The 10,440-nt window shown below is 44.7% G+C and carries 7 protein-coding genes, 1 tRNA gene, 1 rRNA gene and 1 other annotated feature; of the genes, 4 read left to right on the top strand and 5 right to left on the bottom strand.

All coding sequences use genetic code 11. The annotated features are described in order from the left end of the window. Positions 1–37 precede the first annotated feature (37 nt). Positions 38–912 (top strand) — a sequence feature (23S ribosomal RNA rRNA prediction is too short). A gap of 147 nt (positions 913–1,059) precedes the next feature. Together rrf and MED222_RS05360 are read left to right on the top strand one after the other, a co-directional pair. Continuing rightward, positions 1,060–1,175 (top strand): 5S ribosomal RNA (gene rrf, locus MED222_RS05355). Between the two features lie 71 nt (positions 1,176–1,246). Further along, a tRNA-Ser gene (locus MED222_RS05360) sits at positions 1,247–1,337 on the top strand. 126 nt (positions 1,338–1,463) lie between these two features. Here the strand turns inward: MED222_RS05360 and ilvY are convergent. Further along, on the bottom strand, positions 1,464–2,354 hold the full coding sequence (gene ilvY / locus MED222_RS05365) for an HTH-type transcriptional activator IlvY (protein ID WP_009848087.1): 891 nt from the start codon (positions 2,352–2,354) through the stop codon (positions 1,464–1,466). Positions 2,355–2,500: 146 nt separating this feature from the next. Here ilvY and ilvC point away from each other — a divergent pair, with 146 nt between their 5' ends. Continuing rightward, a complete protein-coding gene (ilvC, locus tag MED222_RS05370) occupies positions 2,501–3,985 on the top strand; it encodes a ketol-acid reductoisomerase (RefSeq protein WP_009848086.1) in 1,485 nt (494 codons plus the stop codon). 275 nt (positions 3,986–4,260) lie between these two features. On the opposite strand, the gene ubiK is transcribed toward ilvC, so the two are convergent. From ubiK to MED222_RS05390, 4 genes are all read right to left on the bottom strand, one after another. After that, complete coding sequence (gene ubiK / locus MED222_RS05375; RefSeq protein WP_009848085.1) at positions 4,261–4,512, bottom strand: ubiquinone biosynthesis accessory factor UbiK; 252 nt, start codon at positions 4,510–4,512, stop codon at positions 4,261–4,263. Positions 4,513–4,631: 119 nt separating this feature from the next. Continuing rightward, positions 4,632–7,754, bottom strand: coding sequence for a multidrug efflux RND transporter permease subunit (locus MED222_RS05380; protein ID WP_009848084.1), 3,123 nt, complete (start codon positions 7,752–7,754; stop codon positions 4,632–4,634). An 11-nt stretch (positions 7,755–7,765) separates the two neighbouring features. Continuing rightward, on the bottom strand, positions 7,766–8,872 hold the full coding sequence (locus tag MED222_RS05385) for an efflux RND transporter periplasmic adaptor subunit (protein ID WP_009848083.1): 1,107 nt from the start codon (positions 8,870–8,872) through the stop codon (positions 7,766–7,768). 18 nt (positions 8,873–8,890) lie between these two features. Continuing rightward, positions 8,891–9,508, bottom strand: a complete 618-nt coding sequence (locus MED222_RS05390; protein ID WP_009848082.1) for a TetR/AcrR family transcriptional regulator — start codon at positions 9,506–9,508, stop codon at positions 8,891–8,893. A 151-nt stretch (positions 9,509–9,659) separates the two neighbouring features. Here MED222_RS05390 and MED222_RS05395 point away from each other — a divergent pair. Then, positions 9,660–10,440: UvrD-helicase domain-containing protein (locus MED222_RS05395; RefSeq protein WP_009848081.1), on the top strand; the 781-nt coding region annotated here is incomplete at its 3' end.

Here is a 10,440-nt window from a genome sequence, read left to right as displayed (position 1 = left end):
TGGCCACGCTGTCTCCACCCGAGACTCAGTGAAATTGAAATCGCTGTGAAGATGCAGTGTACCCGCGGCTAGACGGAAAGACCCCGTGAACCTTTACTACAGCTTGGCTTCTGAACATTGAACCTACATGTGTAGGATAGGTGGGAGATTATGAAATTGCGTCGCTAGATGTGATGGAGTCGTCCTTGAAATACCACCCTTGTAGTTTTGATGTTCTAACGTTGGTCCCTGAATCGGGATTACGGACAGTGCCTGGTGGGTAGTTTGACTGGGGCGGTCTCCTCCCAAAGAGTAACGGAGGAGCACGAAGGTGGGCTAAACACGGTTGGACATCGTGTGGTTAGTGCAATGGCATAAGCCCGCTTGACTGCGAGAATGACAATTCGAGCAGGTGCGAAAGCAGGTCATAGTGATCCGGTGGTTCTGAATGGAAGGGCCATCGCTCAACGGATAAAAGGTACTCCGGGGATAACAGGCTGATACCGCCCAAGAGTTCATATCGACGGCGGTGTTTGGCACCTCGATGTCGGCTCATCACATCCTGGGGCTGAAGTCGGTCCCAAGGGTATGGCTGTTCGCCATTTAAAGTGGTACGCGAGCTGGGTTTAGAACGTCGTGAGACAGTTCGGTCCCTATCTGCCGTGGGCGTTGGAAAATTGAAAGGGGCTGCTCCTAGTACGAGAGGACCGGAGTGGACGAACCTCTGGTGTTCGGGTTGTCATGCCAATGGCATTGCCCGGTAGCTAAGTTCGGAATCGATAACCGCTGAAAGCATCTAAGCGGGAAGCGAGCCTTGAGATGAGTTTTCCCTGGCACTATAAGTGTCCTAAAGGGTTGTCGTAGACTACGACGTTGATAGGCAGGGTGTGTAAGTGCTGCGAGGCATTGAGCTAACCTGTACTAATTGCCCGTGAGGCTTAACCATACAACACCCAAGGGGTTTTGTGGACTCAAAGAAATACCAAACGCTTGAATGAGTTTGATGAGAGACTTTTAAATCAGTTTTCCAGATTATTTTGCCTTCAGTTTTTAAAAAACTGAAAGTAAAAGCAAAATTTGCTTGGCGACCATAGCATTGTGGACCCACCTGATTCCATGCCGAACTCAGAAGTGAAACACAATAGCGCCGATGGTAGTGTGGGGCTTCCCCATGTGAGAGTAGGACATCGCCAGGCTTTAAATAACGTTACTTGCATTAGCAATTAACAACATCAGTAGTGTACTAATCTATTGATGACAATTTGTTGGAGGGATGGCTGAGTGGTCGAAAGCACCGGTCTTGAAAACCGGCAACCGTTAATAGCGGTTCTAGGGTTCAAATCCCTATCCCTCCACCACCATTGAAAAGCCCGCTGAGAAATCAGCGGGATTTTTTCATATTTGTCGTTTATGAAAAACAAAAAAGAGCACTAACGTGCTCTTTATCTGTGCCTCCACATCTGCTTGTTATCGCTTATAGATAACTAGTCAGGGATATACTTTCCTTCGGCTACCTGCCAGAACGCTCTAATCAATGGGTTCTCAAGTTGAGATCGTTTACAGCAGACACCTAATTCAAAGGGTTTGATTGGTTCTATTTTTAAACGATCGACTTTATCTCTCACTGGGCTGTTGTTGATTACAACGTCTGGAGCGATACCAACCCCACAGCCAAGAGCAACCATACTTACGATAGCTTCATGACCTGATACCTGAGCGTAAATGTTGGGCTTTATCTTCATCTTTTTGAACCACGCGTTCGCACGTTCTCGTGCAGTACCTGCTTCTGGGATGATAAAAGGCACTTCATTCCAGTTTGGTTTCTCTGATTGCAGCTGCTGGCTAAAACTACTGACACCGGATGGGATGATGACTGACAGTGGTATATCGCTGATGGTTTCGAACTCTAATCTTGAGGGAAGAATGTCTGGTTTTGCTGAGATAGCAATATCAGCCTCATCATTTAGTATCTTGTCGATGGATTGCGCTGGGTCACCAGTAGAGAGCTTAAACTCAATATACGGATGAATAGCCCTGAATTCAGTAATGAGTTCAGGAAGGTGACTGTAGCTTGCTGTTACGGAACAGAAAATGCGGATCTCACCCTTGAGCTCCTGTTCTCCGCCTTTTAGGTGGAGATTATATTGCTGCCACTCGCCAACGATGCTCAATGCCACAGGCAACAGATGTTTCCCTGCTGGTGTGAGGTCAACACTTCGATTATCCCTGATAAGCAGTTCTTGCCCTGTTTCTTCCTCAAGCTTTTGTATTTGACGACTAAGGGCAGAAGGACTGACGTGCATAGCAGCTGCTGTTTTGCTGAAACTCTTGCTATCACATAAATGTATAAATAATTGTAGAGATTTTATGTTCATGTTTTGCGATCATTTCCATGTTGCATTTATTGCAATAACTAATTGTGAATATATCACTTTCAGCAACGGAGTGTCTGTTTTAGTATGAAGTCATTCGATAGAGAGATATCGACCTTACGGACTTATTTTTAAAGGAGTGCCCTACAATGGCTAACTATTTCAATACATTAAACCTTCGTGAGCAACTAGACCAATTAGGTCGCTGCCGTTTCATGGATCGTGAAGAATTTACGACTGAAGCTGAATACCTTGAAGGCAAGAAGATCGTCATTGTTGGCTGTGGTGCTCAAGGCCTAAACCAAGGTCTAAACATGCGTGATTCTGGTCTAGACGTATCTTACGCTCTTCGCCAAGCTGCAATTGATGAGAAGCGTCAATCATTCAAGAATGCTGATGAAAACGGCTTTGTTGTGGGTAGCTACGAAACGCTAATCCCTCAAGCAGATCTAGTTATCAACCTTACTCCAGATAAGCAACATACAAACGTTGTTGAAACAGTAATGCCCCTAATGAAGCAAGGCGCTGCTCTTGGTTACTCTCACGGCTTTAACGTTGTTGAAGAAGGCATGCAATTACGTTCTGACCTTACCGTTGTAATGGTTGCACCTAAGTGTCCAGGTTCTGAAGTTCGCGAAGAGTACAAGCGTGGCTTTGGTGTACCAACACTGATCGCTGTTCACCCAGAAAACGACCCTAAAGGCGAAGGTTGGGATATCGCTAAAGCTTGGGCTGCAGGCACTGGTGGTCACCGTGCAGGTTGCCTAGAGTCTTCTTTCGTAGCTGAAGTTAAATCTGACCTTATGGGTGAGCAAACTATCCTTTGTGGCATGCTACAAGCGGGTTCTATCGTATCTTACGAGAAGATGATTGCTGATGGCATCGAACCAGGCTACGCAGGTAAACTTCTACAATACGGTTGGGAAACGATTACTGAAGCACTTAAGTTCGGTGGCGTAACTCACATGATGGACCGTCTATCTAATCCTGCTAAAGTTAAAGCGTTTGAGCTTTCTGAAGAGCTAAAAGATCTAATGCGTCCGCTTTACAACAAGCACATGGATGACATCATTTCTGGTCACTTCTCTAGCACTATGATGGCTGACTGGGCGAACGATGACGTGAACCTACTAGGCTGGCGTGAAGAGACTGGTGAAACTGCATTCGAAAACTACCCAGCTTCTGACGTAGAAATCTCAGAGCAAGAGTACTTCGATAACGGTATCCTTATGGTTGCTATGGTTCGTGCGGGTGTTGAGCTAGCATTCGAAGCAATGACAGCATCTGGCATCATCGATGAGTCGGCTTACTACGAATCTCTACATGAGCTTCCACTAATCGCAAACACAGTTGCTCGTAAGCGTCTTTACGAAATGAACGTTGTAATCTCTGATACTGCTGAGTACGGTAACTACCTATTCGCTAACGTAGCAACACCGCTACTACGTGAGAAGTTCATGCCTTCAGTTGCAACAGACGTAATCGGCCGTGGTCTAGGTGAAACATCTAACCAAGTTGATAACGCTAAGCTAATTGAAGTAAACGAAGCTATCCGTAACCACCCTGTCGAGTACATCGGTGAAGAGCTACGTAGCTACATGAGCGACATGAAGCGTATCGCTGTAGGCGGTTAATTAGTCGCTTAGATACTGATAAATTTGTAGAAAAAGCGAAGCAGTATCACTAACTCCTTACAGGTTGGAGTTATAAATAAGCAACACAACATCTAATAAAAAGGCTTGGTCGCCGTTGACCAAGCCTTTTTGCTTTTAGTAACAAAGTCTTAAAAATCAATAAAATGAACATTGTTTGATAAGTATTCGTCGACTTTCAGTCCTTGATTGAGCTTCAGAAATACAAAAGGGTTGGTGTTTTCACACCAACCCTTTCAGTTTGCTTTCTTTTACGCTTATTTGTCGGCAATCTTCGCTTCTAAGTCCGCTAGCTTTTGTTCCATTTCAGTCAGCTTTTGGCGAGTGCGCAGTAGTACTTGTGTTTGAACATCAAACTCTTCACGGCTTACAACGTCTAGCTTGTTCAGTTGGCCTTGGATAACCTGACGAACTTTTTGATCTACGTCTGAACCAAGCTCTTTTACTGGTTGAGGCATAGAATCGTGGATCTGCTTAGCAATCTGCTCTAGTTTTTTTGGATCAAACATATCAATTAAAACTCCTGAATATTTACCACTATTCTATTTAATCACACTTGAGATGTCGCCTATGGCGTACAAAAAAAGGCCACCGAAGTAGCCTTTTTATTGTTATTACGACTTAGTGATTACTTATTATCAGCTAATTCTCTGTGCGCTGCTTTTGCTTCATCGACACGAGCTAGTTTTTCTAGGTCTTTGTCTTCAACAAATACAGGTAGAGGTTTGTGTTTTTCAGCTAAGTAGCTGTAAATCACTGGCAGTACAAATAGCGTGAAGAGAGTACCAATTGCTAAACCAGCAACGATTACGATACCAATACTGAAACGCTGAGCCGCACCCGCACCACTTGCGTACATCAGTGGGATTAGACCCGCGATCATCGCAGCCGTTGTCATCAGGATTGGACGAAGACGAACCTTCGCTGCTTCCATTACCGCTTCAATACGAGTTTTTTGATTGTGCAGCTGCTCTTCTTTCGCAACCTCACAAATCAAGATACCGTGCTTGGTAATCAGGCCGACTAAGGTGATCAAACCAACTTGCGAGTAGATGTTCATCGTTGCCGCGCCCCAAGCCAGAGCTATTAGGGCACCACAGATCGCCAGTGGTACAGATACCATGATAACCAGTGGGTCTTTCAGTGATTCAAACTGAATCGCCAATACCAAGAAGATGATTGCCAGAGCTAAACCAAAGGTCGCGTAAAGTGCGCTACCTTCTGTTACGTATTGGCGTGCTTCACCCATGTAGTCATGGTTGTAGCCACTTGGAAGCTTATTCGCTGCCGTGTCTTCAAACCACGCAATTGCATCACCCATTGCAGCGCCTGGAGCCGGTACCGCACCAATCGTCGCCGAGTTCAATTGGTTGAAGTGAGGAAGAGAGCGAGGCTCTGCCACAACATCAATCGTAATCAAACTGCCTAGTGGTACAGCGTTGCCGTCTGCAGCACGTACGTAGTAGTTGTTCATTGATTCTGGGTTCAAACGGAATTTACGTTCAACTTGAGGAATAACCTCGTAAGAACGGCCATTCAAGTCTATACGGTTCACGTAGCCATCAGACATCATGGTACCGAGCGTGATACCGATATCTTGCATGGTCACACCGTATGCGCCTGCTTTATCCTTGTCGATGTTGATCTTCATGGTTGCTGAGTCGTAGTTCAGGTCGAGATCTGAATATACGAACAACGGGTTTGAAGAGACATCAGCCAGAATGTCTGTGGTAATTTGGAACAAGCTTTCAAAACTGTTTGGCGTTGTTATGACAAATTGAATTGGAAGGCCTGAACCAGCACCGGGTAGTTCTGGCATTTGGAATGCAGTTACCGCCATTCCTGGAACATCTTTCACCAAATTACCAACGCGGTTTGCTACGTCTGATTGGCTTGCTTCACGTTCGCTCCAAGGAACCATAGACGCGATACCAAATGCTTGGTTTGCATTTGGCACACCTGTAAATACCTGTGCGTAAGCAACTTCTGGCTGATCAGACAGAATCTGGTTTACGTCGTTCATGGTATTTTGCATGAAGTCTAAGTTTGCATTCGACGGTGCTGTACCCATCAACATGATTACACCTTTATCTTCTGAAGGTGCTAGCTCACTAGGGATGAATTTGAACAACAACGGTAAACTTGCAAATACGATGATAGCAAAACCAATAAATACTGGACGATGTTGCATTACCGCACCAAGCATACGCTCGTAACGGTTAGTCATGCCATCTAGCACGCTATGAACTTTCTGCTCAAACTTGCTTGGCTCAGCGTGAGCTTTCAGCATTTTCGAACACATCATTGGCGAGAGCGTTAGTGCCACAATGCCTGATACGAAAACCGAACCCGCTAGGGTTAATGCAAACTCTTTAAATAGCGAGCCTGTAATACCACCCATCATCGCAATTGGAGCATATACCGCACCTAGCGTTAACGTCATTGCGATAACAGGCACCGCAATTTCGCGGGTACCGATAATCGCTGCACGGAAAGGGGACTCGCCGAGCTTGATATGCCTGTCGACGTTTTCAAGTACTACGATCGCATCATCTACCACTAGACCGATGGCAAGTACCATTGCAAGTAGTGTCATTAGATTCCAAGAGAAACCCATTGCCTGCATTACCATTGCCACACCAATCAAAGACAGTGGGATAGTAATAATAGGGATCAGTACCGCTCGGAATGAACCTAAGAATAAAGTAATCACGATCAATACGATTAATGCCGCTTCAAGGATAGTCTTAATAACTTCTTGAATTGACTCGTTAATCGCAATAGTTGAATCGTACATGACGTTCATTGAGATGTTGCTTGGTAGGTTCTTCTCTAATTGAGGAAGAAGTTCCAGTACATCAGCTGCGATGTTGATTGGGTTCGCACTTGGCGCCGCATTGATCGCGGCTACAACCGCCTCTTGGCCGTTAGCACTTGCTCGGTAAACATCGTGACTTTTCTCAAGAGAAACTTTCGCGATATCGGATAGGCGAATGATCTCACCTTCTCCGCTTTTCACGACTAGATTCTCTAGTTCTTCAGTGTTTGATACCTGAGTATCGGCACTGCCGTTGTAAAGCACGAACTCACCGGTCGCTTGACCCGTAGCTGATTGGTAGTTGTTAGCGTTCAGTACCGTCATTACATCAGATGCAGTCAGACCAATCGCCGCCATTTTTGATGGGTCTAGCCATACGCGCAGTGCGTATTTCATACCACCATATAGGTCAACTTTAGATACACCATTAACCGTAAATAGCTGCGGGTTGATTACACGCTCTAGATAGTCGGTAATTTGGCTCGATACCAATTCGTCACTGGTAAAACCAATATAGAGTACAGCGGTTGTTGAACCGGTAGACATGGTTACGGTTGGATCTTCAGCCTCTTTAGGTAGCTGAGAACGTACCGAGTTTGTCTTGGCCAGTATGTCAGACAATGCCGCATTCGGGTCGGTGTTCAACTTCATGTTCACGGTAATCGTAGATTTACCTAGCACAGAAGAAGATGTCATATAATCGATGTTATCCGCTTGAGCCACAGCCTGTTCGAGGGGCTGGGTGATAAAGCCTTGGATAAGATCGGCACTTGCACCATAGTAACCAGTTGAGACTGTCACCACGGTATTCGTCATTTCAGGGTATTCACGCACCTGCATTTTGAAGATTGCTTGTAAGCCAAGCAGAGCAATCAAAAAGCTGATGGATACCGCTAGAACTGGACGTTTAATAAAAACATCAGTAAAGCGCATTGTGCCTCCAGTTACAGCTTAGGTGTTTCAGATGGTGGAGTGATCGCATCACTTTCAACAACTTTAACTTTGGCGCCGTTACTTAGGCGTACTTGGCCAGAAGTTACAACTGTATCGCCAGCTTTTACACCATCAAGGATGTGTGCAATATCAGCCGTACGCTCACCTACTTTTACAACATGTTGAGCAACACGCTGAACTCCGTCTTCTTCAGTTAAGATGTAAACATTGTCACCATATAGAGTGAAAGTAATCGCTGTTTGAGGAAGAGTAACTTGGTTCTCTAGCTTAGGCAGAATGATGTTAGCACGAGCGAACATACCGCTACGAAGCTTGCCATCATTGTTTGGAATATCTGCTTGAACTTGGATAAGACCACTTTGGATGCTTACTGCTGGTTCGATGGCACTGATAGAACCTTCAAATGGCTTCTCTGGGTAGGCATCAACAAAGATGTCGATAGCTTGACCCACATGGATGCGAGAGATATCAGTTTGAGAAACCGTGAAGCGCAGGCGCATGACACTGGTATCTTCTAAACGAACGATATCCGTACCTGATTGCAGGTATTGACCTAGGTAAACGTTACGAATGCCCACTTTTCCATCGAAAGGAGCACGAATTTCACGACGTTCGATAGATGCTTTTAGGCTTTCAATATCAGCAGATAGAGAATAGAAGTTTGCTTCTGCTTCATCGTATGCTTCTTTAGAAATAGAACCTTTCTTAAAAAGACCTTGGTAGCGTTTGTATTTTGCTTTTGCCGCAGGCAGGCGAGCTTCAGAGCTCTTTAGATTTGCCTTTTCTACGCCGGAATCAAGACGAACAAGAAGTTGGTCATTTTTAACATCAGTACCAGAACCAAAAGAGATTTGGTCAATAACACCGCTGGTTTCGTTCGCTAGTGTTACACCTTGGTTAGGTTCGATGAAGCCGATAGCTTCGATTACTGGAACCCAGTCGATAGGTTGAACTTCTGTTACCGTTACTGGAAACTCTGGCTCAGGTCGGTTAGCCATAAACTCAGCAATTTTTTGTTGTTTAAACATGTTAAACCCAATAACGCTGCCGAAAAGTAGTACAGCGATGAGTAACATGAAGAAAGTCCACTTTTTCATTCTAGTTAGAACTCCAAATTAGTGTGTAATAATCGCATCCCAACTTGCTTCAATCGCCGCTTCAATGGCTTTTTTATCAAGTTGGTAATATCCAAGAGATTGCTTACGGGCCAGCGTGACACTGACTTCTAAGCTAAGTGCTGCTAAAACAGGGTTTTCTAGAGGCTTAAACACCCCTTGCTCTCTACCTTCAGTAAAGAGTTGATCTATTTTGTGGAACATTTTTCGTTCAATCTCTTTGGTCTCATGGCTGCGAATACAAGGTAAAGAGTCGTATTGAGCTCTATTCTTTAAATTGCAGATGTTTGATCCCGAGAGCTCGAAAATGTTGAGCCACATTTTTCTAAATCGTTCTTTTAGACTCATCGAATCTTCAACGCCTTGCTGAATTAAACCAGCATTTCGTTGAGTGACAGCTAAGCGAACTTGTTGTAATAGTTCTTCTTTGTCTGAGAAGTAGCGATAAATAGTTCCAGCCGCAACTCCTGCTTCTTTAGCTAGTTTATGCATAGAAAGTCCGTGAAAGCCTGATTCAGCAATCAGTTTTTCGGCGGCATCTATAATTTGTTGTCTTTTATCTATCATAGAATAAAAACCAGACAGTGATAATATACTCACTAATGAATGAACGTTCATTCATTATAGCCTAAGACCCATACATAAGTGCAACATAGTTTTTCATATGTGATATAAAATTCTTGCATAAGAGAGCGTAGCATTCGAGGTGTTGCAGCATTATTATAGGCGCGCAATTGAATTCGCCCCGATAGACCAAATTGAGAACCAAATGAAACTGAACCCAAGACAAGATGAAGCCGTGAAATATGTTTCGGGCCCCTGTTTAGTATTAGCAGGCGCAGGATCTGGTAAAACACGTGTTATCACGAATAAGATTGCTTACTTGGTTCAAGAGTGTGGTTACAAGGCACGCAATATTGCAGCGGTAACTTTTACCAATAAAGCGGCACGCGAGATGAAAGAACGTGTGGGGCAAACTCTGGGTAAAGGTGAATCGAAAGGCCTGATCGTTTCGACTTTTCATACCATGGGCTTAACTATCATTCGTCGTGAATACAAAGCGCTGGGTCTGAAAGCGGGCTTCTCTCTATTTGATGACCAAGACCAGTTGGCGCTATTAAAAGAGCTAACAGAGAGACAGATCGATGGTGATAAGGATCTGCTGCGTGCTTTAATGAGCACCATTTCGAATTGGAAGAATGACATGCTGACGCCAGATCAGGCGAAAGCTCGAGCTCAAGGCGAACAAGAGCAGTTGTTTGCATTCTGTTTTGAGATGTACCAGAAACAGATGAAGGCATACAACGCGCTCGATTTTGATGATCTGATTGCGATGCCAGTATTACTTCTGAAAACCAATCAAGAAGTGCGTGAGCGCTGGCAGTCTCGTATTCGCTATTTACTTGTCGATGAGTATCAAGATACCAACACCAGCCAATATGAATTGGTGCGTCTGCTTGTGGGAGAGCGTGGTCGTTTGACGGTCGTAGGTGACGATGACCAATCTATTTACTCATGGCGTGGTGCAAAACCGCAAAACTTGGTGCTGT

Source organism: Vibrio sp. MED222 (assembly GCF_000153005.1).
GTDB lineage: Bacteria > Pseudomonadota > Gammaproteobacteria > Enterobacterales > Vibrionaceae > Vibrio > Vibrio tasmaniensis_A.
The sequence above is the reverse complement of the archived record's forward strand: the minus strand, read 5'-3'. Positions and strand labels throughout refer to the sequence as shown.